The sequence below is a fragment of the Modicisalibacter muralis genome (assembly GCF_900102945.1).
In the GTDB taxonomy this organism is placed as follows: Bacteria; Pseudomonadota; Gammaproteobacteria; order Pseudomonadales; family Halomonadaceae; genus Modicisalibacter; species Modicisalibacter muralis.
Map to the genome: position 1 here is coordinate 337,551 of NZ_FNGI01000002.1, position 22,294 is coordinate 359,844.

Below are 22,294 nucleotides of genomic sequence, written 5' to 3' on the forward strand. Positions count from 1 at the left end.
AGACGGAAGACGGCGCTTGCGCGCCGATGAAGAGGGAAGCCCCCATGGCCCCTCTTCCGCCCGAAGGGCGCTTCTCTCTTATCTTCCACCTCCGAGGAACGAGGAAGAGAACATGCTTAACTGGGACGAATTCAACGACGACGATACCGCGATTGCGCCAGCTCCCGCGCACAAGTCGAGCCTGGCCGCACCCACCGCGCCGCAGGCCGAACCGCGAGCCGAAGTAGAAGCGGCCGAGGTCAAGGATAGCGCCGGCAATTACCAGGTCGCCGAGGCCGAGCGTATCGCCCGCGCCCAGCAGGCGCTCGACGATCTCGACATCGCCAAGGGGCTGGAAGAGCTGGAAATGGGCGCCGGTCGCGTCGAAGTCGACGACAAGCGCATGATCAACGCCCGTGCCGACGTCAACCAACTGGTGCCCTTCAAGTACGACTGGGCCTGGCAGAAGTACCTCGACGGCTCCGCCAACCACTGGATGCCGCAGGAAGTCAACATGAACGCCGACATCGCCCTGTGGAAGAGCCGCGAAGGCTTGACCGAGGACGAGCGGCTGATCGTGATGCGCTCGCTGGGCTACTTCTCCACCGCCGACTCGCTGGTCGCCAACAACCTGGTGCTGGCGGTGTACAAGAACATCACCAACCCCGAATGCCGCCAGTACCTGCTGCGCCAGGCCTTCGAGGAAGCCATTCACACCCACGCCTACCAGTACTGCATCGAATCGCTGGGCATGGACGAAGGCGAAGTCTTCAACATGTACCGCGAGGTCGACTCGGTGGCGCGCAAGTCCGCCTGGAGCCTCAAGCACACTCAGGCGCTGGGTCGCCCGGATTTCCACACCGGCACCCCGGAAACCGACCAGGAATTCCTGCGTAACCTGATCGGCTTCTACGTGGTCACCGAAGGCATCTTCTTCTACTGCGGCTTCAGCCAGATCCTGTCCATGGGCCGGCGCAACAAGATGACCGGCGTCGCCGAGCAGTTCCAGTACATCCTGCGCGACGAATCCATGCACCTGAACTTCGGCATCGACATGATCAACCAGATCAAGATCGAGAACCCGCATTTGTGGACGCCCGAGTTCCAGGACGAGATCACCCAGATGATCCTCGAAGGCACCCAGCTCGAGATCGAATACGCGCGAGACACCATGCCGCGCGGCGTGCTCGGCATGAACGCCGCGATCATGGAGGAGTATCTGCACTTCATCTGCAACCGCCGCCTGGCGCAGATCGGCTTGAAGGAGCAGTTCCCGGGGGCTTCCAACCCGTTCCCCTGGATGTCCGAGATCATCGACCTGCGCAAGGAGAAGAACTTCTTCGAGACCCGCGTCACCGAGTATCAGGTCGGGGGTGCGCTGAGCTGGGACTGAGCAAGCAGGAAACCGGCCTCTGCATGATGCAGAGGCCATCACGCAGCCTTGTGGCAATGACATGACACAAGGCCATGGCATTCACGGAGGGCAATCCGATGCATGCATTCCATGACAGCGGTACACATCACGACCCCCAAGCCTGGCAGTCGGCCCTGGATGGCGCGCTGGCCGCGCATGGTGACGAAGATACCTTCGCTCACTACCTCCACGTGGCCTACGCCTTTCCCTCGTCGTCGCCGAACCCCTATACCCGGGACTACCCTCTGCTCGACTACCGGAAACTCAAGGAGTGGGCGAGCCACCGGGGCTGGCAGGTAAGGCCGGCACCGGAGCGCTCGCCCAAGGGCGAGGAGTACAGCCCACCGGTACGTTTCACCCGGCTGCCCCGAGGTGCCTCGCGAGTCGGCGCCCGACGCTACCACTGAGCACCGCCGCAAACGCCGCTGTCCGAGGCCACCGCTCCGGGTAGCGGCGTGACACCGACATCTCGCGGACGCCGGGATTGATCATCGGATCGGCAAGGACCAGTATTAGGCTTACGTGACGACACGGAGGTACGCCATGAGCGACACCAAAAGCATCATCAAGCGCGTATATGTACCGACGACGGTTCATATCTTGCCCAACGGCGAAAAGGTGACGGTTCCCGGCCATTACAAGGCGCCCTCTGGTTGACTAGCCTTCCAACCGGCCGGCTCACGGCGAGTTCGGCGGCCCCTTGAGTTCGATGGTGTTGCCCTCGGGATCGCTCAGGTAGAGCGACGGACCCGTTCCCTCGGCGCCATAGCGCTGCTCGACGTCACCTACGCCGACGCCCAACGACAGCAGATGGCCGCGAATGGCCTCGGCATCGAAGGGCTCGACCCGCAGGCAGACATGATCGACGTTATGGCCTTCCCGACCGGGGGCGGCGCCGCCCATCTTCCCCAGCTTGCCATCGACCGGCACCAGGTCGATGAGCGAGCGACCCGCGCGCAATTGCACCAGGCCGGCCGCGTCGTTACGTTTTTCGACGCGACACCCCAACACGCTCTCGTAGAACGACAGTATGGTTTCCAGATTCGTCACGCGCAGGACGACGTGATCGATTTCACGGATATGAATCATGGCGCCGGCTCCCGAATCCGCTCCCATTGGTCAGGGTTCAATATAGCAGCGGGATTCGCTGCTAGCGCTCCCCGACCGGGCTCAGCACCAGTTCGCTATCGCGCATCTGGATATCGAAGCGGCTCAGAAAACTCATGCCCAGCAGTGCCGTGCTGCCGCGCATGGTGGGATTGATCGAGCCGCGCACATCGTGGGCGGTCAGGCCACCCAGGCTGACCCGTTCGATGGTCGTCAGGTAACCCTGGGCGGGGCCATTGGCGGTACTGAAATAGGCACTCGCGCCGCGCTCGAGGCCCAATCGCTCGGCGAGTTCGCCGGGTATGGCAATGTAGGTCGCGCCGGTATCCAGCAGGAACTCCACGGGTTCGCCATTGATCGCACCGGGAGCGACGAAATGCCCGGAGGCGTTGCGTTGCAGGGTCACCGGGCCGTTACCCTCGCCCAGCGTTTGGGCCAGATTCGCATTGGGATTGTGGCGCTCCTCGAAGACACCATTGAACCACCAGGCGCCCATGCCCAGCACGATCAGCCAGAAAAGCAGCATCATGCCGAGCCCGGTGCGTCGCAGCGCCTTGTCGTCGTCGCTCATGCGCGCACCGGCTAGAGCGAATCGCCCGATTGGGTGTCGTTGCCCCTATCGAGCCGCCCGATAGCATCCTCGCCCTGGCGCGCCAGCGCTTGCAGGCGGTCGATCTGCTCGTCCAGGCGCGGCAAGGCTTCGCGCCGATAGCGCGACACGTCGTCGATGGCGGCCAGCACGTCGTTGAAGGCCTGCTCGAGCTTTTGCATGTCGAGCATCGCCGAGGCGGAGCGGTTCTGGATATCCACGCCCTGGCTGCGCAATGCCTGGGCGGTGCCGGCGAGCATGTCCGAGGTGGTGGTATTGAGCGCCTCGACGCGATCCAGCACCAGGCGCTGATTGGCCAATGCCAGGGCCACGGTCACGGCCACGGTCAGCGCCGAGACGGTCACGTTGATGGCCCGGTCGACGCCGCGAATCAGTTCGCGGTTATTGCGAATCACCACTTCCAGCGCCAGCACGCCCTGCTGGCTGACCGTGAGTTGCTGTTGCAAATCGACGATGCGCTGGCGCAGCGGAAACAGCACTTCTTCCTCGATGAAGGCGCGCTGAGGGTCACCTTCGCCAAGCGCGGCCACACGTTGTTCCAGGCGCTGATCGATCAGCCGGCCCAAGGCGATCTGGCGCTGCAATTGCGCGAGGATATCGCGCAGGGATTCCTGATCGTCGGCCAGGGTCAGGTTGTCGCGCCGCAGCATGTCGCGCCCGGATTCCAGGTCGCGAATGATCGCATCCAGCGCTTCCTGGGCGCTTTCGTATTTGCGGAAGTAGCGCTGCATGCTGTTGCTGATGCCGGGAATGAGCGATATCACCCGATCCAGCCCGCCGCGCGTCAGGCTATGCCGATGGGGATCGAGGTCGTGCATCCGCTCACGCAGGCTGGTCAGCGCATTGGCCACCGGCCCGCCGTCATCACCGTGATGGGCCAGCTTGCGCATGGGGGTTTGCAGCATCTCGCTCTGGTGCGCGGCGCGGCGTTGTATATCGCTGCCCATTTCGTCCACGGCGCGACGCTGCCGCTCGGCGGCGCCCTCGCTAGCGTGCGGTGCCAGCACCTCATCGACGAAGGCATCGGCCTCGGCCGCTAGATCGTTGGCCTCGTCCTTCGCCTCGCCCTTCGCCTCAAACTCTCTACGCAGGCGCGAGGCGATCTCATCGGCCGATGGTAGATAGAGTTGCTGCTGGTGGCTGTCGATCCCAGGGCCGGTTTCACGCTCATCGCTCATAAGCCATCATTTCCCCGTGGAGTACATGACTACCATAACGCATCAACGATCACGCCCGTAGCGTTCGGCCCGACCGACGAAATGACGCAGGTCCTTCAACGCCTGCTCCGCGCTTACCGAGGCCTGTGGCCGCCCGGTCTCGATGCGCGCCATCGCCACGGCGGCGTCATCGAGCGCGGTCAACGCCGCCTCATTGCGCGCGCTCAGGTCGCGCAGGTGGTGCTCGGTCTCCTCGACCAGCGCCAGGCGACGTTTCAAGGCCACGCGCTCGGCAACCGTCAGCCGCTCGTGCTCCTCGGCCAGCCGGCGACGCACGAACTCAGCGTCCACGCCCGCGATGCCGCTGGCCTGCGATGCCATCACGGTCAGGTTGTCCACCGCCGTGAAACACACCTCGGCGACCAGTGTCCGCGAGCGCTCGAAGGCCAGTTCACTGGCATCGAAGCGCGCCAGCAATACCTGCATGGCGTGCCGGTAACGGCTGTACAAACGATCGGCTTGCACCGCGATCTCGGGCTGGCGCGCGTCGACCAGGCGCTGTTTGGCCACACATAATGCCAATACCACCTCGTCGGCGCCCGCCGGCGGGCGCTCGGGGTCGAGCGTGAACATGCCGGTTTCGCTCGCCTCGCGGGCCTGCCTGGCCTGCTTCTGTGCAGCTTCGGCATGGCGCTGGGCCTCGCGCCGGCGCTGCTTGCGCGCCCCCCACCAACGCCGTAAGCGGCGCTCCAATGGCAGCTCGATGGCAATCGCCGCCAACCCGGCCAGCCAGCCCAAGAGGCTGGGTCCGAAGCCGCCCCACAACGAGGTCAGCCATAACACGAAGGCAATGAACGGCACCAACAGCCAGTAACGCACGATGACCTGCAGGCGATCGGGCAATGGCGTGGCCAGCGCGTGGCGCGGGCTCGCCATGCCAATCAGAAACCACGGCAGGCAGGTGACGAACAACCCGTAGGCAAAGCCCTGTAGGAATTCCAGCATACGACGCGAGGCCCGCTGCCCGAAAAGAGAGGAATCATGATTGTAGAGGAACGCGACGATAACGATAAGACGCTTGCCGCTGCTATCAACGCCGGGTATCGAACGCCACGCTACGCAGCAGAGCGACGACGGGCATGCCCTCCTTCAGCCCCATTTCATCGTGAGACTTGCGCGTCAAGCGTGCGCGAAGTACCTGCGAGCCGATGCGCAAGCTGACTTCGACCGCGCTACGCCGCCGATCGAGGGTGCCGACCCGCTCGATGACGGCATCGAGCTTGTTGCGATAGCTGATGTGCTCGGGAGGCGACAGCGCCAATGCAACGTCGCGTGCGGGAATGCGCAGCCGCAACGGGGTGCCCACCGGCTCGTTGACGATGGGCAGGATCAAGCGCTGGCCATCGGCGAGGCTCAATTGCGTCAGCGCGTAGTCGTCATCGTGGGCGACGATCGTCGCCGTGACCACCGACACGGCATCGAAGCCACCGAGATACTCGGTGAGTTCGAAGCGCATCAGCAACTGATCCAGGCGGCCATGGTCGATCACTCGGCCATGCTCCATGAGCACCAGATAATCGGCGATGGCGGCCAGCTCATCGGGGTCGTGGCTGACATACACGATGGGTATGTCGATGTCCCTGGCCAGGCGCACGATATAGTCCATCAGTTCCTGCTTGCGCGCGCCATCGAGACCGGTCAGCGGCTCGTCCATCAACAACAGGCGTGGCTCGGTCAACAACGCCCGGCCGATGGCGACTCGCCGCGCTTCGCCACCGGACAGCGTGCCCGGAAAACGGTCCAGCAGCGCCTCGATTCCCAACAGCTCAACAATGCTATCGAAGCGCGCCCGCGCCGCGGGTCGCATGCCATAGGAGAGATTGCCACGCACGCGATAATGCGGGAAGAGCCGGGCCTCCTGAAAGACCACGCCCAGATGTCGGCGATGCGCCGGCACGCAGATGCCACGCCGGCTATCGACGAGCGTCTGCGTACCGATGCGAATGACGCCGGCGTCGGGATCATCGAGCCCGGCGATCAGGCGCAACAGGCTGGTCTTGCCGCTACCCGAAACGCCGAACAGGGCGCTGACGCCATTGGCCGGCAGGGTCATCGACGCCTTCAGGGTGAAATCCCCCAAGCGCTTGTCGACATCGAGCACCAGACCGCCTTCCGGGTTCCGGTTACTCGCGCTGCGCGAGGCGCCGCTCGGCCACGACGCATCACCCACTGCATTGGTCTGTCTGGTCATCCGCTATCACCCGTCACGTTCGCGCAGTCGCCGCCGGGCATGGCGCGAAAGCCATTGGGATATCACCAGCGACAGCATCGCGATGACGATCGAAATCACGCACAACCGGGCGGCGGCGGCTTCCTTTCCCGGCGATTGAATCAATGTATACAACGCCAGGGGTAGCGTGCGTGTCTGGCCGGGTATGTTGGAAGCGAAGGTAATCGTCGCGCCGAACTCGGACAATGCCCGCGCGAACGCCAGCACCGTGCCGGTCAGCAGGCCGGGCACTGTCAACGGCAACGTCACGGTGAAGAAGACTCGCCAACGACCGGCACCCAGGGTGCTGGCTGCCGCTTCGAGCTTGGGATCGACCGCTTCCAGCGACAAGCGCACGGCCTGCACCAATAACGGAAAGGCCATGACGCCACCGGCTATCGCCGCACCCTGCCAGGTGAAGGGCAACGTGATACCGAACAGGCTATCCAGCCACTGCCCCAGCCAACCCTGGCGACCCAGCGAAATCAACAACAGATAACCGACGACGACGGGCGGCAACACCAACGGCAAGTGCAGCAAGCTATCGAGCAGCGTCTTACCGCGAAACTCATGACGCGCCAACAACCAGGCGATCGCCACACCCGGCAGCATGATCCAGCCCACCGCGCTACCGGCGACTTTCAGGCTAATCGCGATGGCTTGCCACTCGACCTCGGAAAGCATGATCAGCTCCGCCTACTCGTTCTCGGCGCCGGCGACCGGGGCGAAGCCGAAGGACGTAAAGATAGCCATGGCCGCGTCGCTATCCAGCCAGTCGCGAAAGGCCGTTGCGGCGCCGCTTGCCGGCGGATTGACCAACGCCACCGGGTAGCTGATCGGAGCGTGGCTAGCGACGGGGAAAAGCCCGAGCTGGCGAACCCGATCGCTGGCACTGGCGTCGGTCCGATAGACGATACCCAGCGGCGTTTCACCGCGCGCGACCAGTGCCAGCGCCGCGCGCACGTCGTTGGCGCGCGCCAGGCGTGGTTCGAGCGCTTGCCATTCACCCAGCGACTGCAGGGCCTGCTTGGCATAGATACCCGCCGGCACATGCTCGGGATTGCCGACCGAGAGACGCAGCCCATCGGCCAACAGCGAACTCAGGTCCACGCCCTCCTCGCCGGGGGTAACGCTTTGCAAGTCGCTGCTCATGGGCGCCACCAACGCCAGGCGATTCTGCAGCAGATCGGCCCGTGCCTGTAGCTCGATGCCCTGCTCGGCAAGCCAATCCATCCACTGCCGGTTGGCCGAAAAGTAGAGATCGGCCGGCGCGCCGTTGGCGATCTGTCGCGCCGCCGTCGAGGATGACAGATAGACCGGCACGACATCGACGTCGTGCTGCGCTTCATATTGGTCGATGGCCGCACTCATGGCGTCGGTCAGCGACGCGGCGGCGAATACGTTGACGCTCGGCGCCGCCTGCGCGAGAGACGCGCAACCCAGCAACGCCAGAGCCAGTGGATAGCGGGCACGCCTGCAGGCGGCATGGTCCAGTGAAGGCTTGTCGTTGTTGCATGAATCAGTCATTGGCGTCCCGTTATGCATGATTGGACATAGCGGAAAGACTATAACCAGTCAGTGCATCGATTTCCAAGCGCTATCCCGCAAGAAAGAACCCAGTTCAGCCGGCGTCACGTGGGCCCATCAGCGCCAATAGCTCGCGAGCCTCGCTGGAAAACGCCGGATCCAACTGGCGCACCAGCGCCCGGTAATGCACGAGAACCTGCTGGCCGAATGGCGTGAGACTGGCGCCGCCCCGTTGCTCTCCGCCCGTCGCGGTGGCCACGACCGGCGCGGCGAAATGGCGATTCATGGTGTCGATGAGTTGCCAGGCCTTCTTGTAACTCATGCCTAGCGTGCGCGCCGCCGCCGATATCGATCCGGTACGCTCGATCGACTCGAGGATCTGCGCCTTGCCGGGGCCCAACACGACATCCTTGTCGGCGACGAGCCGCAATTGGAAGCAGGGGGTAGCGTGGTGGGTTCGGGTCATGCGGTCGTCCATTGTCGTTGGGAAATACCAGCCTCGTAGCATGCCACGCCCATCGTCGTGGCGCAGCGTGCCTGACAGTGAAAACGCGATCATCGCCACCAGCCGGGCAGTAACCCCGCCACACGCGGCTCTGTAAAGCGGTCGTCGATCAGGTGGACCACGCCGCGATCCTGCGGCGTGCGAATCACTCGCCCGGCGGCCTGTACCACCTTCTGCAAGCCGGGGTAAAGATAGGCGTAGTCGTAGCCGGCGCCGAAAATCGCTCCCATGCGCCGCTTGAGCTGCTCGTTGACCGGGTTCATCTGCGGCAGACCGAGGGTGGCGATGAAGGCGCCGATCAGCCGCTCGCCGGGCAGGTCGATGCCCTCGCCGAAGGCGCCACCCAGCACGGCGAAGCCGATGCCCCGGCCAGTCGCCGTGAAACGCTCTAGAAAAGCCTGGCGCGCCGGCTCATCCATACGCCGCGACTGTACCCACATGGGAATCTCGGGATAGCGCTCGCGCAACACGCCGGCCACCTGCTCGAGATAATCAAAGCTGCTGAAGAAGGCCAGATAATTGCCCGGTTGCCGCGCGAACTGCCCGGCCATCAACTCGACGATCGGCGACAGCGAGGCGCTGCGCTCGCGAAAGCGCGTCGATATCCGCTCGGCGACATGCACCGATAACTGATCCGCCGTGAACGGCGACTGAACCTCGATCCATGGCGTATTGGCCGCCAATCCGAGCAGATCGGCGTAATAGCGACTCGGGCTCAGCGTCGCCGAGAACAGCACCGTGGCGCGGCTCGCCTCAAACCGAGGCGCGAGAAAGCTGGCGGGCACGACGTTTCTGAAGCACAGCGTCGAGACGCTCGCCCCACGCCTGCCCGGCCGGAACGTCATATCGAATAGCGAATGCTCGTCATAAAGCTCGGCGACCCGGCAAAAGTGCAGGGCATCGAAGAAGAATTTCTGCAACGCACTATCGAGCCCGGCCGGATGCTCGGTCAGGTAATCGGTGATCGCGGCGATGGCGTTGTGCAGCGCCGAGAGCAGCTTGGCCGGTGGCGCATCGAGGACGCGATAATGCGCCTGGTTGTGATTCAGCCCGCCTTGCGGCGAAGCGGTATCTTCAGTGGCGTTCAGCGCATTCCATTGCCGGTTGATGCGCGTAAGCGGTGTCCTGAGCGCGGCAGGCGCGACCCGGCGCATCGCCTTGAAGGCGGCCTGATCGAGTTCGGCGCTGTACATGCCGCGTGCGCGTTCGACCAGGTTGTGGGCTTCGTCGACCAGCACGCCGACTCGCCACTGATTGGCGACGCTCAAGGCGAACAGCATGGCGTTGAGATCGAAATAGTAGTTGTAATCGCCGATCACCACATCGCTCCAGCGCGCCATCTCCTGACCCAGATAGTAGGGGCACACGCCATGTTCCAGTGCGATATCTCGCAGCGAGGCTTGATCGAGGGTTGCCGCCTCCACCGCCGCCTGGCGTGCGCCGGGCAGGCGATCATAAAAACCGCTGGCCAGTGGGCAGGATTCGCCGTGACAGGCCTTGTCAGGGTGCTCGCAGGCCTTGTCCCGGGCGACAAGTTCGAGCACTCGCAGTGGGCGTGTCGTCGCGTCAGTCTGCAACGTCTCCAGCGCCTGTAGCGCCAGCCGGCGGCCCGGTGTCTTGGCGGTCAGATAGAATACCCGGTCCAGCGATTGCGTCGGCATCGCCTTGAGCATCGGAAACAGCGTACCCAGCGTCTTGCCGATGCCGGTGGGCGCCTGAATCATCAGGCAGCGACCGGTACCGACCGCCTTGTAGACCGCCTCGGCCAGTGGGCGTTGCCCAGCACGAAAGTTCGCATGCGGGAAGCGCAGCTCGCCAAGCGCCTGATCCCGCGCGCTGCGATGCGCGAGGTCCTGCTCGGCCCAATCGATGAACCGCTCGCACTGGCGCTCGAAGAATTCGCGCAGCAACTCGGCCGTGAACGTCTCGCCGATGATGGTTTCACGCTGACTGACGATATCGAAGTAGACCAGCGCCAGGCGCACCTGATCGAGCTCGCGCGCTTGGCAAAGCAGCCAGCCGTAGACCTTCACCTGCGCCCAATGCAGTTGGCGGTGATTGGCAGGTATTAAATCCAGATCACCGCGAAAGGTCTTCACTTCTTCGAGCTGGTTGCGCTCGGCGTCATACCCATCGGCGCGACCGCGCACGTGCAGGTTACGGTACTCGCCGCTTAGCGAAACCTCGCGTTCATACGCTGCGCCGCGCCGCGAGGCGACCAGCGCGTGCCCGGCGATGCCCTGTTGGGCCGAAGGCGACGGCGTGAAGCGCAGGTCGAGATCGCCAGCCTTGGCGGTGAACTCGCAGAGCGCGCGCACGGCAACGCTATAACTCACGTTGACGAGTCCTCGGTGGCTCGCGCCCATTGCACATAGCACACCGTCACCGGCATGCCGTGCTCGGCGCAGAAATCCAGCCAGCGCAGTTGATTGTCCTGCAGGCGATCGCCCGGCCCCTTGACCTCGATCATGCGATACGTTTTTTTCTCGGGACAGAACTGGATCAGGTCCGGCAGGCCGGCGCGATTGGCTTTGATGTCCCACAACAGCCGCGCGAACCACAGCTTGAGGTGCTCGCGCGGGAAACACGCCAGCGCCTGTTCGAGCAGGTCTTCATCGACGATGCCCCAGTGCACGAAGGGCGACTGGATGCCCTGCTTGGCCATGAAGATGTCGCGGATGACGGTTTGGTAGTCGTGTGTGTCGAGGCGTGCCAGGCAGGCGTCGAATAGCGCAGCGCGCCGACGGTAGAAATCCGGCCGAGACAGGTCCGCCGGGCCGCTGTGGAATGGATGGAAGAACGCCCCCGGTAATGGCGCAAAGATCGCCTCCCAGCAAAGCAGGCCGAACAGCGAGTTGATCAACGCGTTCTCGACGTAGTGCACCGGCGCGTGAGGCTCGTCGAGATGCTTACGCACCGCGCCTTCCACCGAGATCGGGCCGGTGGGCCGGGATAGCCGCAAATCGATCCGCTCGACCGCGGCAGGTTGCTGGCGTGGCAATCCGGGCAAACCCAGCTTGCGATGTAGGCGTGGCAAAATGCGCTGCAGATGTTGCGTCTCGGCATCGCTCTCGGGCGAGCGTTCTACCTCACGGGCCAGGGCGAGCGCGGCATCGAACCGGCCACTGCGCTCCAGCACGCGCAGGCGGCGGATGCGCGCGCCGGGATGCGTGCAATCGGCATACAGCGTCAACGCCGATGCCAACTCACCGCTGCGCTCGCAGTGCTGGCCAAGTTGGAACAACAGCTTGGCACGGCGTGCTTCGAGCCAGGGATTGTCGTCGAACGCCGCTGGTACGGCGTCGAGCAGCTCGATAAGCGGCTCGCCCGCCTCGAAGCGCTCCCGGCAGCGGTGCAGATGCAGGTAGGCGTCGATATCGGCGCGCTGCTGGAAGGCGCGCGATGCGGCGCTGAATTCGACGCGCTCGTAGCGATAGATGCCCAGGTCGGCAAGCACGAATTCCGTCCAATCCTGGCGCAGATTGCCGAAGAACATCAGCCGGAAGCGATCGCACATCGCCATGAGCGTGAGTTCATAAACGCCATCGCCGCTGTCCGCGAACCAGGCGTCGAAGCGCCGCGCCTCGTCATACATCGGCTTCAGCGTTTCCAGCAGGTCGGCTTTTTTCAAGGCTCTGTCGCTGGGTGCGGGAGCGGGCATCAGAGCCGTCATGATCTCGGCCTTGGTCGACAGTGCGAACAGCTGTTCCAGGCTCAACTCGGGTTCGGCATCGACCCAACCCGCATCGATCAGTGGCAGTACCGCCTCCGGCATCGGGCCGATCTCGGCGTAGTTAAGCTTGCTGGCCCGAAACAGCGTGCCCTTGCGCATGATCATGCGCACCAGCAAGGCGCGCGAGGCCTGGGGCAGCGCCGAAAAATCGTCGATGAACGCCCGTTCGTCGGCGCTCAGCAGGTCACGATAACGCGCGCCGATCCAGTCCAGCACGGTGTGGAAGTTGTTAAGGTAATAAAACGGGTCGTCGAGCGTTGGAAGCGTCATGGCCGGGCCGTTAACAATGGGCAGCAAATACTGGCTATTTGTACAGAACATGGACAGAGTACCAATGCCTCGCCCGGCCTGCCAATCGCTTTCGATACGGGTTCCGATAAGCCGGGCTCCCGGCAAATCATCGTGCATCCTGTTAGGCTTGATAGCGTTATGCGGCGCGTTTCCGTCAACCGACAACGACAACGGAAGTGCTGGATAAATCGACGAGCGGAGTGAAGCGCAAGGCGTACGGAGCACAGAAGGCGAGACATAACATGGGTTAGGTGAGCCTTCGAGCACCGCACAACACAGCGATTTGCTCGCGCAGACATTTAGTCAGTGCTTCCAAGGAGTGATGCCATGTCCCAGGCCTTTCAGGATCATCTACGTCACCAGCTAACCGAGCTGCGCGAGGAAGGACTCTACAAGCAGGAGCGCGAGTTGATGTCGCCACAGCGCGCCAAGGTTCGCGTCGAGCGTGGCGAGGTGATCAATTTCTGCGCCAACAACTACCTGGGCCTGGCCGACGATCCGGAGCTGATCGCTGCCGCCAGGCGTGGGCTCGACGAGCAGGGCTTCGGCATGGCCTCGGTGCGCTTCATCTGTGGCACCCACGCCGAGCATCGCCACCTGGAGCAGCGCCTCGCCGAGTTTCTGGGCATGGATGACGCCATCCTCTATTCGTCGTGCTTCGATGCCAATGGCGGGCTATTCGAGACGCTGTTCGGACCCGAGGACGCCATCATCTCGGACGCACTGAATCACGCCTCGATCATCGACGGCGTGCGCCTATGCAAGGCGCGCCGCTATCGCTACGCCAACAACGACCTGGCCGAGCTGGAAACACGCCTGCAGGAAGCCGACGCCGCTGGCGCGCGCTTCAAGCTGATCGCCACCGACGGCGTGTTCTCGATGGATGGCGTGATCGCCAATCTAAAGGGCATCTGCGATCTCGCCGAGCGTTACGGCGCCCTGGTCATGGTCGACGACTCCCACGCCAGCGGTTTTCTTGGCGCCAGCGGTCGCGGCACGCACGAGTATCACGGCGTGATCGAACGCGTCGATATCATCACCACCACCTTCGGCAAGGCGCTGGGCGGCGCTTCCGGCGGAGTCACCGCGGCACGCGGCCCGATCGTCGAGTGGCTGCGCCAGCGCTCGCGGCCTTATCTGTTCTCCAACTCGCTGGCGCCGCCCATCGTCGCCGCCACTCTCACGGCGTTGGACAAGGTCGAAGCCGGCGACGCCCTGCGCGCGCAATTGTGGGATAACGTCGCGCGCTTTCGCGAGGGCATGAACGCCGCCGGTTTCACGCTGGCCGGCGCCGATCATCCGATTATTCCGGTGATGCTGGGCGATGCCCGCCTCGCCGGGGAGTTCGCCAATCGGCTGCTGGCCGAGGGCATCTACGTCATCGGCTTTTCCTTCCCGGTGGTACCCAAGGGCCAGGCGCGCATTCGCACCCAGATCAGCGCGGCGCATACGTTTGAGCAGATCGATAGCGCCATCGAGGCATTTACCCGTATCGGCCGGGAACTGGGGGTAATCGCATGAAGGCGCTGGCAAAACTCAAGGCGGAGCCGGGCATCTGGATGACCGATGCGCCGATCCCCGAGATCGGCCACAACGATGTATTGATCAAGATTCACCGCACCGCGATCTGCGGCACCGACATGCACATCTATCAATGGGACGAGTGGTCGCAGAAGACCGTGCCGGTGCCGATGGTCACCGGCCATGAGTACGCCGGCGAAGTGGTCGCCATCGGTCAGGAAGTCAGCGGCTACCAGATCGGCGACCGGGTTTCCGGCGAGGGCCATGTGACCTGCGGGCATTGCCGCAACTGCCGCGCCGGGCGCACGCACCTGTGCCGCAACAGCGTCGGCGTGGGCGTCAACCGCCCCGGCGCCTTCGCCGAATACATGACCCTGCCGGCCTTCAACCTGTTCAAGCTGCCCGACGAGATTCCCTTCGAGCTGGCGGCGATCTTCGATCCCTTCGGCAACGCCGTGCATACCGCGCTGTCGTTCGACGTGGTCGGCGAGGACGTGCTGATCACCGGCGCCGGGCCCATCGGCATCATGGCCGCCGCCGTGGTGCGCCATATCGGCGCGCGCCACGTGGTGATCACCGACGTCAACGACTACCGGCTGGCCTTGGCGGAGAAGATGGGCGCCACCCGCACCGTGAATGTCTCGCGCGAGCATCTGCAGGACGTGATGGCCGACCTGAACATGAGCGAGGGCTTCGACGTGGTGCTGGAAATGTCCGGCGTGCCATCGGCGGTGAGCGAGATGCTCGACGTGATCAATCATGGCGGCAAGATCGCCATGCTGGGCATTCCACCCGAGGAGATGGCCATCGACTGGACCAAGGTGATCTTCAAGGGCCTGACCATCAAGGGTATCTACGGCCGCGAGATGTTCGAAACCTGGTACAAGATGGCCAGCCTGATCCAGTCGGGGCTCGATTTAAACCCGATCATCACCCACCGCTTCAAGATCGACGACTTCGAGCAGGGCTTCGAGGTGATGGGCTCGGGTCAGTCCGGCAAGGTAATACTGGACTGGACCTGAGCCCAAAAGACGGGTGAGCAAGGTAAGGCTTAATCGGCCTTGCTCAGCGCACTCTCCTTATGCGCCGCGATATGCTCGGTCTTGTCGCTCTTTATCTCGTATTGCGGCTCTTCCTCCGAGGCGCGGCGGTTGTGCCCCTTGTACTCGAAATCCTCGGTATGCACCTGGGTGATCGTACCGCTCACGTGCCCCGCTTCGGAGTTCCATTTCACGTGGTCGCCGACCTTGAATCGGGTAGCCATGCTAGCGTCCTCCCTGGATGGTTTCTTGCCCTCACTGGCCGCGACGCAGGTCGGGGTTGAGCGTGTAGGTGCCGGTCAGCGTCGCCTGATCGAGAATGTGCCCCTGCATGGCCTCGAGTACCTCGGCGCCGGTGAATTCACCAGACAATTCCAGTGAGTCCACGTCCAGCGCGTAGACGGTGAAGCGATAACGGTGGATCAGTTCGTCGTTCCATGGCGGGCAAGGGCCATCGTAACCGCCATAGATACCGCCCATGTCCGGGTCGTCGGCCAGGAAATCGGTGAAGGTATTGATCCCGCGCACACCAAAGGCGGCCTTTCCCGGCGACTTGCCCTTGGCGGTCACGCCGTCCGAATCCTCGCCTTCGCCGATATCGCGGGATTCACCGGGAACGTCGACCAGCACCCAATGGTAGAAATCGACACGCGGCATGCTCGCCGGCAGCGACTTGCCCTGCTGGTTGACGTCGCTGGGGTCGCCGGGCACGTCCGGGTCGACCACGATCACCGCGAAGCTGCGCGTATTCTCGGGGGCATCCGACCAGCTAAGCGCCGGGTTGCGATTGGGCCCCAGGGTCATCGGCTCGCCATCGCCGGGCACGCCAAAGGCGAAGGTACCGGGGATCGGCTGCTGGTCGTCGATGCCATGAACGGTTAGTTGCATGCTCAGCTCCTTCGAGTCAATGGATAGCGTCGCTTTCAGCCTAGCTCAGGGGCGCAGTCAACGGCCAGACACGCGGCGACAAGAAGATGCTAACCTCGACCGATCAGTCATTTTCGCACCGGGTATATCACGACGCGCCATGACCCCCACCGAACTGCTCGCCCAACCCGCCAGCCTCAATTGGCACCAGTGCCTGGCCCGGCTGATCCAGAATGCCGGCGCAACGTCCTTCCCCGGCTTGCTGGAACAGGCGCTGCGCGAACGCATCGCCTTCGACTCGATCCTGATCAATACCTACAAGGGCCGCCACCGACCGCTACTGATTCATGACGACTGCCCGGCGCACCTGCGCGAGCTGTGGGTCGAGCGCTACCTGAGCGAAGCCTACCTGCTCGACCCGATCTTCACCGCCGTGCAACGCGGGCTCGACGCTGGCATGCATCGCCTGCGCGAACTGGCGCCGGACCGCTTCGAGGCCAGCGACTACTACCACCACTACTATCGCGCGCTGGGCCTCGGCGACGAGGTCGGGCTGTTCACCCGTGTGGCGCCGGATGTAGTGCTGGTGGTGTCGTTGGGTTTCCGCCGCGATGGCGCGCCCCTGACCCGGCGCGGCCTGCAGGCATTGCGTCACGTCGCCCCGGTGTTCGAGGTGCTGCTCGGCGAGTACTGGCACTGGCAGGGCGGCCAGTTCCAGGCGTGCCTGGAGGCCCAAGCGCCGGTGGAAGCGGCCTTCGCCAGCTTCGGCCGCGAGCGGCTCACCGCCCGCGAGCAGGAGATCGTGCGCCTGCTGCTGGCCGGCCACTCGACCAAGTCGGCGGCGCGCGAACTCGGCATCAGCGACGGCACCGTCAAGGTCCATCGCAAGCACCTCTACCAGCGCCTCGATGTCTCCAGCCAGTCGCAGCTGTTCCGCCTGTTCCTCGATCACGTGGCGCTGGTGTCGCGGCGTCAGCAGAGTCAGTGAGGTTGGTGGACGAGTCGACAAAGGCTTTCAATAACACGTGCCTCCACATCTTCATCTAGACGGTAGCGCGGCACGCTGACACTGATGGCCCCGGCAGGTCTTCCATCGGCGGCATAGATTGCGTGACCAAAACAAATGATGCTTTTTTCGTTTTCTTCATTGTCGATGGCATAGCCGCGCTCCCGGGTGTTCTGTAACTCCGCCCGTAAGGCTTCCAAGGAAATGAGCGTCTTCCCGGTGATGGGCTCTAAATTCAGCTTCGTCAGATATTGCTCACATTCGCTAGCGTCCAGTGCCGCCAAGTAGGCCTTGCCCACCGAAGTGGAGTGCATGGGAATGGGCATGCCGACATAGGAGGCCATGCGTACCGTCTCGGTGGATTCGACCTTGTCGATGAACGTCATATGGCACCCGTAGGGCACCGCAAGATGCACGGTCTCGCCGGTGGCCCTACCGACAGCCTGCAGCGTGCTGCGCATGCGGTCTTGCAGACTGCTTTGAGAGAGCGACTGCTGGGCCAGGCGGACGATCTGCCGACCCAGCACATACTCCCCACCCAGCGGGTTGCGCTCGATGAAGCCTTCTCGTTCCAGCGTGTTCAGTAGCCGATAGACGGTCGGTCGGGGCAATGCCAGGCGCTGCTGAATGGCCCGTGCACTGGCCTCAGACCCCAGTTCGGGAATCACCTGAAGGAGCCTCAATCCCTTGGTGACGGCCGCCGCCCCCTGCACCTGCGCCGGCCTTGAAAGTTCGCCCTTGGCCTCGCTCATGTGAGCTCCTTTATACGAATGTCTAAGTCACCAAGCCCCGTCGTCGATTGACGGGGCAATGGTGCCCTCTTACCTTGACTCCAAGTTGTCCATATTATGAATCATATGTCCACATTATGGACGAAAGACGGAGGAAACATGCCCGCCAACGACGATCAGCACAAGCGCATGCCTTATCAATACTCACAACCGACAGAGGCCTCCGCCGATATCGTAGTACCGAACGCAATACCCGAGGACGAACGGGTCTGGGTACCCCAGGCGGAGAACGTCGACTTTCGCCCGCTGTGTCTCAACGCCTCTCAAGGCTATTGGGTCAACCTGCTGCGGGTTCGCAAGTCGGGCGTACTGAGTCGTCACCGCCACCCCAACCCGGTGCACGGCATGGTACTGAAGGGGCAATGGCGCTACCTGGAACACGATTGGGTGGCTACCGAGGGAAGCTATGTCTACGAGCCCCCCGGAGAAACCCATACCTTGGTCGTAGACGACGACGTGGAAGAGATGATCACCCTCTTTCAGGTGAACGGCGTGATGTATTACGTCGACCCCTGGGGCGAGCACCTGGGGTTCGAGGACGTCTTCACCAAGATCGACATGTGCCGCAAGCACTACGAATCATGCGGACTGGGGCGGGAATATGTCGACCAGTTCATTCGTTGAGTGCTGCGAACCGCGCTCCCTGGCAGGTAATACAACAAGACAAGTAAGGAGACTCTCCGATGACTTTTAAAACAACCTCACGCGCCCTCTCTGCCGGCCTGATCGCCCTGGGTCTATCGTTCGGCGTCGCCCATGCCGCTTACCCCGAAAAGCCCATCCAACTGATCGTTCCCTGGTCCGCCGGCGGGGGCACCGACGCCATCGCACGGCAATTGGCCAGCGGCCTGCAGGAGCAATTGGGTCAACCCGTCAATGTCGTCAACCGCACCGGCGGAGGCGGTATCGTCGGGCATACCACCATGGCCATGGCCGAACCCGACGGCTATACCCTGGGGCTGGTGACGGCTGAAATCAGCACCTATCGCAATATAGGCACCTCCGACATCTCGTATGAGGACCTGACGCCCATCGCCATGATCAATTTCGATTCGGCGGCGTTCAACGTCGGCGCCGAATCCGAGTGGGATACGCTGGATCAGGCCTTGGCCGACATCAAGGCGAATCCCGGTGAGTACACGGTTTCCGGCTCCGGCCCGGGAGCGGCCTATCATCTTGCCTTCTCCGGCTTTCTGGACCAACAAGGCATCGACCCCACCAGCGTCGCCCTGGTACCCAGCGAGGGCGCTGCACCGGGCTTCCAGGAACTGGCTGCTGGCGGCGTGGATATCGTCTTCTCCTCCCTGCCGGAAGCCGAGTCGATGCGCAAGGCCGGTCGCGTCGATACCTTGGCGGTGTTCTCCGAAGAACGCCTCGAGGCTTTCCCCGACGTGCCTACCGCCGAGGAATTGACCGGTCAACCCTGGGCTGCCGGCACCTGGCGCGGCCTGGCAGGGCCGAAGGGCCTCCCCGAAGACATCGTCGAAACGCTGGCCGAAGCGACCCACAAGGTATGGGAATCCGAGCAGTTCCAGTCGTTCATGGAGCAACGTGGCTTCGGCACCCAGTGGCGCGGGCCCCAGGCGTTCGGCGAGTTCATGGCCCAGGAAGATGAGCAGAACGGCAAGATCATCGACAAACTGGGACTTGCGCAATAAGCCCGGTAGCCGAGTGCGACAGGAGTCGTCATGCGCATCAATGATCTCCTGCTCGGTGTGGTGATGGCCCTGCTGGGTGCCATCACCATCTGGGCCTCGCGAGACTTTCCTTCGCTCCCGCGCCAGCCATACGGCGCGGGGACCTTTCCCACCCTGATTGGCGCTCTACTGGTCGTGTTCGGCGGAATCATGGCGCTACGCGGCTGGCGGCGACGTGGCGCGCTCTTCGCCTGGCAAGGAGAGGTTGGGCCGAAACGCGTGCTGTTCTGCATTGCCATGGTCATCGCCGCCGTCGTCGCTTATATCGAACTGACGCCCATCCTGGGCTTTCCCGTCGTGTCACTGGTTTTACTGACACTGATGATCGACTGGCTGACTTCACATCGCTGGGTTCTTGCCACAAGCGTCGCCGTGATCGCGACCGCCCTGGTGTGGTTGGCGTTCGCCAAGTTGCTTCATGTGCCATTAGCGTTGGGCGTACTGGAAAAGGTGGTCTACTGATGGCGGAACTACAACAAGCCCTATCGATGGTTTTCGCCTGGGACATTCTGGCCATCGTCGTGGGAGCATCCCTGTTCGGACTTTTCATGGGTGCGATTCCCGGCCTGACGGCGACGATGGCCACCGCATTGCTGGTGCCGGTGACATTTTTCATGGAACCGCTTCCAGCGATCGGCGCCATCGTTTCGGCCACGGCCATGGCCATCGTGGCCGGCGACATCCCCGGCGCATTGCTACGCATCCCGGGCACCCCGGCCTCGGCCGCCTATACCGATGAAGCGTATCTGATGGGCCGCCAGGGCAAGGTCGGCCAAGCACTCGGCATCAATCTCGCTTGCTCCATGGTAGGGGGCTTGATCGGGGTGGCCATGCTGGCATTCTTCTCGCCACTGATCGCCGAATTCGCGCTCCGCTTCACCAGCGACGAATACTTCTGGCTGGCTCTGCTGGGCCTTTCCTGCGCTGTGCTGGTATCCGGCAGCGACCCCTTGAAGGGGGTGATCTCAATGCTGCTGGGCTTGCTGATCTCGATGGTCGGCATGAGTTCGGTGTCGGGACAGATGCGATTTACCTTCGACATCCCCGGTCTACTGGGTGGCATCTCGATCCTGCCGGTACTGATCGGGCTGTTCGCGGTCGCCGAGCTGCTGCGCCGAATCCCCGAGGTGGGCAGAATCTCGATTCCCAGGCCACCAACGGTCAAGAAGCCCTTCGAAGGCGTGGGCCGGGAAATGTGGCGCTACAAGGGAGGCGGCATACGCAGCGGCTTTCTAGGCACGCTGATCGGGGCACTGCCCGGTGCCGGGGCGGACATCGCCTCATGGGTCTGTTATGCCATCTCGCGCAAGCTGTCCCGCACCCCAGAAAAATTCGGCACTGGCCACCCCGAAGGCCTGGTCTCGGCAAGTGCGGCCAACAATGCGGCACTTTCCGGCGCCTACATCCCAGCGTTGGTATTCGGCATCCCGGGCGATACGATCACCGCCATCATCATCGGCGTGCTGATGATGAAAGGAATAACGCCGGGGCCCGATGTATTCACCAACGATGCCGTGTTGATCAATGCGATCTTCATCGTCTTTCTACTGGCCAATTTGCTACTGCTGCCGCTGGGCCTGCTGGCGGTGCGTAGCGCTCGGCATATTCTGTCCATTCCCTCCGGCGTGCTCTACCCCCTGATTCTGTTGTTCTGCATCGTCGGGGCCTTCGCCACCAACAACAGCATGCTGGATGTCTGGATCATGCTGGGGTTAGGGCTTTTGGCCTATCTCATGGCGGAAAACGACTTTCCCATCGGCCCCATGATCCTGGCGGTCATCCTGGGACCGATCATCGAGAGCAATTTCCTACGCTCCATGATCAAGGCCCAAGGCGATATGCTCGAGCTGTTCGACCGCCCCATCGCCACCACTCTGGGTTGTCTGGCCCTGCTGGTATGGGCCAGCATCATCTTCTCGACTTTCTGGAACATGCGGATATCGGCTCATGAGGCCGGCTCCACCTGAAGTACACATCCTGAAAGGAGTCTTATGAAAACCGTTATCGTTGTCGGGGGTAGTACGGGCATTGGTAGAGCCATCGCCCAGGCGTTTTCCGGCCAAGGCGCCGAGGTTCACATCACCGGGGTCGAAGCGGCCGAAACCATGATCGTCGACGCCGTCGTCGGCAAGCACCAGCTCGACGTCCGTGACGAAAAGGCTGTCGAAGCGTTCTTCTCTGCGTTTAGCCGGATCGATGTGCTGGTCAATTGCGCGGGCATTCTCCGTCGGAATGGGGCGGAGTTTTCCCCGCAAGGCTTCGCCGACGTCGTCGATATCAACCTCAACGGCACGCAGCGCTGCTGCCAAGCGGCTTACCCGGCGCTCAAGGCGGCCGGCGGCTGCATCATCAACACCGCCTCGATGCTGTCCTTCTTCGGCAGCGGTTTCGTCCCCGCCTACTCGGCTTCCAAGGGTGGCGTCGCCCAGTTGACACGCTCGCTGGCCATCGCCTGGGCCGATGACGGTATTCGCGTCAATGCGCTGGCGCCCGGCTGGATCGCCACCGATCTGACGTCGGCGTTGTCGGCCAACGAGGAACGTTCGGCCGAGCTCGTCTCGCGTACCCCGATGGGACGCTGGGGCACGCCGGAAGATCTGGTCGGCCCGGCACTTTTTCTCGCCTCCAACGATGCCCACTTCGTGACCGGCAGCATTCTGCCGGTGGATGGCGGCTATTCGGCGCGCTGAGAGCAATGAATGAGGACACATCGCCGATTAGGCAAAACGTTCTCGACATCCGTAAGCGGATCGTGAGCGCCGTTTTTCGAACTTTCTCGA

Annotated in this window: 23 protein-coding genes; 10 read left to right on the forward strand and 13 right to left on the reverse strand. The window is 63.1% G+C overall.

Annotated elements, in window-relative coordinates; all coding sequences use genetic code 11:
• The first annotated feature begins 112 nt into the window (after positions 1 to 112).
• Positions 113 to 1,372: a ribonucleotide-diphosphate reductase subunit beta gene (locus BLR92_RS06160; RefSeq protein ID WP_089726566.1), complete on the forward strand. Its 1,260-nt coding sequence runs from the start codon at positions 113 to 115 to the stop codon at positions 1,370 to 1,372.
• 74 nt (positions 1,373 to 1,446) lie between these two features.
• Complete coding sequence (locus tag BLR92_RS06165; protein WP_089726568.1) at positions 1,447 to 1,800, forward strand: hypothetical protein; 354 nt, start codon at positions 1,447 to 1,449, stop codon at positions 1,798 to 1,800.
• Between the two features lie 271 nt (positions 1,801 to 2,071).
• Here the strand turns inward: BLR92_RS06165 and BLR92_RS06170 are convergent, their stop codons facing one another.
• The 10 genes from BLR92_RS06170 to BLR92_RS06215 all read right to left on the reverse strand — a co-directional run bounded on the left by BLR92_RS06170 (position 2,072) and on the right by BLR92_RS06215 (position 12,571).
• The gene (locus BLR92_RS06170; RefSeq protein ID WP_089726570.1) at positions 2,072 to 2,482 is read right to left on the reverse strand and encodes a VOC family protein; all 411 of its coding nucleotides are present in this window, start codon (positions 2,480 to 2,482) and stop codon (positions 2,072 to 2,074) included.
• A gap of 61 nt (positions 2,483 to 2,543) precedes the next feature.
• A complete protein-coding gene (locus tag BLR92_RS06175; protein WP_089726571.1) occupies positions 2,544 to 3,071 on the reverse strand; it encodes a retropepsin-like aspartic protease family protein in 528 nt (175 codons plus the stop codon).
• A gap of 11 nt (positions 3,072 to 3,082) precedes the next feature.
• Positions 3,083 to 4,288: a toxic anion resistance protein gene (locus BLR92_RS06180; RefSeq protein ID WP_089726572.1), complete on the reverse strand. Its 1,206-nt coding sequence runs from the start codon at positions 4,286 to 4,288 to the stop codon at positions 3,083 to 3,085.
• A gap of 42 nt (positions 4,289 to 4,330) precedes the next feature.
• Positions 4,331 to 5,272, reverse strand: a complete 942-nt coding sequence (locus tag BLR92_RS06185) for a cobyrinic acid a,c-diamide synthase (RefSeq protein ID WP_089726574.1) — start codon at positions 5,270 to 5,272, stop codon at positions 4,331 to 4,333.
• Positions 5,273 to 5,357: 85 nt separating this feature from the next.
• The gene (modC, locus tag BLR92_RS06190; protein ID WP_089726576.1) at positions 5,358 to 6,518 is read right to left on the reverse strand and encodes a molybdenum ABC transporter ATP-binding protein; all 1,161 of its coding nucleotides are present in this window, start codon (positions 6,516 to 6,518) and stop codon (positions 5,358 to 5,360) included.
• A 6-nt stretch (positions 6,519 to 6,524) separates the two neighbouring features.
• Entirely contained in the window at positions 6,525 to 7,220 is a 696-nt protein-coding gene (gene modB / locus BLR92_RS06195) for a molybdate ABC transporter permease subunit (protein ID WP_175488739.1), read from the reverse strand.
• A 12-nt stretch (positions 7,221 to 7,232) separates the two neighbouring features.
• The gene (gene modA / locus BLR92_RS06200; protein ID WP_089726581.1) at positions 7,233 to 8,063 is read right to left on the reverse strand and encodes a molybdate ABC transporter substrate-binding protein; all 831 of its coding nucleotides are present in this window, start codon (positions 8,061 to 8,063) and stop codon (positions 7,233 to 7,235) included.
• Positions 8,064 to 8,157: 94 nt separating this feature from the next.
• Positions 8,158 to 8,529 (reverse strand): winged helix-turn-helix domain-containing protein, encoded by a 372-nt coding sequence (locus BLR92_RS06205; RefSeq protein ID WP_089726963.1) that lies wholly within the window; start codon positions 8,527 to 8,529, stop codon positions 8,158 to 8,160.
• Positions 8,530 to 8,618: 89 nt separating this feature from the next.
• Positions 8,619 to 10,934 carry an ATP-dependent DNA helicase gene (locus BLR92_RS06210; protein ID WP_089726583.1) on the reverse strand — a complete coding sequence of 772 codons (2,316 nt, stop codon included), beginning with the start codon at positions 10,932 to 10,934 and terminating at the stop codon, positions 8,619 to 8,621.
• Positions 10,901 to 12,571: a VRR-NUC domain-containing protein gene (locus tag BLR92_RS06215; protein WP_089726965.1), complete on the reverse strand. Its 1,671-nt coding sequence runs from the start codon at positions 12,569 to 12,571 to the stop codon at positions 10,901 to 10,903. The genes BLR92_RS06210 and BLR92_RS06215 overlap by 34 nt, the downstream gene beginning before the upstream one ends.
• Positions 12,572 to 12,919: 348 nt before the next feature.
• Between BLR92_RS06215 and BLR92_RS06220 the strand changes: the two genes are divergently transcribed.
• Together BLR92_RS06220 and tdh are read left to right on the forward strand one after the other, a co-directional pair.
• On the forward strand, positions 12,920 to 14,113 hold the full coding sequence (locus BLR92_RS06220; protein WP_089726584.1) for a glycine C-acetyltransferase: 1,194 nt from the start codon (positions 12,920 to 12,922) through the stop codon (positions 14,111 to 14,113).
• Positions 14,110 to 15,135 (forward strand): L-threonine 3-dehydrogenase, encoded by a 1,026-nt coding sequence (gene tdh / locus BLR92_RS06225; protein ID WP_089726586.1) that lies wholly within the window; start codon positions 14,110 to 14,112, stop codon positions 15,133 to 15,135. Before BLR92_RS06220 ends, tdh begins: the two co-directional genes overlap by 4 nt.
• 29 nt (positions 15,136 to 15,164) lie before the next feature.
• On the opposite strand, the gene BLR92_RS06230 is transcribed toward tdh, so the two are convergent.
• Together BLR92_RS06230 and BLR92_RS06235 are read right to left on the reverse strand one after the other, a co-directional pair.
• A complete protein-coding gene (locus BLR92_RS06230) occupies positions 15,165 to 15,377 on the reverse strand; it encodes a hypervirulence associated TUDOR domain-containing protein (RefSeq protein WP_089726588.1) in 213 nt (70 codons plus the stop codon).
• Positions 15,378 to 15,408: 31 nt separating this feature from the next.
• The gene (locus tag BLR92_RS06235; RefSeq protein ID WP_089726590.1) at positions 15,409 to 16,041 is read right to left on the reverse strand and encodes a YbhB/YbcL family Raf kinase inhibitor-like protein; all 633 of its coding nucleotides are present in this window, start codon (positions 16,039 to 16,041) and stop codon (positions 15,409 to 15,411) included.
• Between the two features lie 139 nt (positions 16,042 to 16,180).
• On the opposite strand from BLR92_RS06235, the gene BLR92_RS06240 reads away from it, so the two are divergent.
• On the forward strand, positions 16,181 to 17,008 hold the full coding sequence (locus tag BLR92_RS06240; protein WP_089726592.1) for a response regulator transcription factor: 828 nt from the start codon (positions 16,181 to 16,183) through the stop codon (positions 17,006 to 17,008).
• On the opposite strand, the gene BLR92_RS06245 is transcribed toward BLR92_RS06240, so the two are convergent.
• Positions 17,002 to 17,778, reverse strand: coding sequence for an IclR family transcriptional regulator (locus tag BLR92_RS06245; protein ID WP_089726594.1), 777 nt, complete (start codon positions 17,776 to 17,778; stop codon positions 17,002 to 17,004). The two genes, BLR92_RS06240 and BLR92_RS06245, sit on opposite strands and share 7 nt — an antisense overlap.
• A gap of 138 nt (positions 17,779 to 17,916) precedes the next feature.
• Between BLR92_RS06245 and BLR92_RS06250 the strand changes: the two genes are divergently transcribed.
• Genes BLR92_RS06250 through BLR92_RS06270 form a run of 5 tightly spaced genes read left to right on the forward strand, consistent with a single transcriptional unit; the run spans position 17,917 to position 22,204 of the window.
• Entirely contained in the window at positions 17,917 to 18,441 is a 525-nt protein-coding gene (locus BLR92_RS06250; protein ID WP_089726596.1) for a 2,4'-dihydroxyacetophenone dioxygenase family protein, read from the forward strand.
• A 59-nt stretch (positions 18,442 to 18,500) separates the two neighbouring features.
• Complete coding sequence (locus tag BLR92_RS06255) at positions 18,501 to 19,475, forward strand: Bug family tripartite tricarboxylate transporter substrate binding protein (protein ID WP_089726598.1); 975 nt, start codon at positions 18,501 to 18,503, stop codon at positions 19,473 to 19,475.
• Between the two features lie 30 nt (positions 19,476 to 19,505).
• Complete coding sequence (locus BLR92_RS06260; protein WP_089726600.1) at positions 19,506 to 19,976, forward strand: tripartite tricarboxylate transporter TctB family protein; 471 nt, start codon at positions 19,506 to 19,508, stop codon at positions 19,974 to 19,976.
• Complete coding sequence (locus BLR92_RS06265) at positions 19,976 to 21,481, forward strand: tripartite tricarboxylate transporter permease (protein ID WP_089726601.1); 1,506 nt, start codon at positions 19,976 to 19,978, stop codon at positions 21,479 to 21,481. The genes BLR92_RS06260 and BLR92_RS06265 overlap by 1 nt, the downstream gene beginning before the upstream one ends.
• A 24-nt stretch (positions 21,482 to 21,505) precedes the next feature.
• A complete protein-coding gene (locus tag BLR92_RS06270) occupies positions 21,506 to 22,204 on the forward strand; it encodes an SDR family NAD(P)-dependent oxidoreductase (protein ID WP_089726603.1) in 699 nt (232 codons plus the stop codon).
• The last annotated feature ends 90 nt before the right edge of the window (positions 22,205 to 22,294 follow it).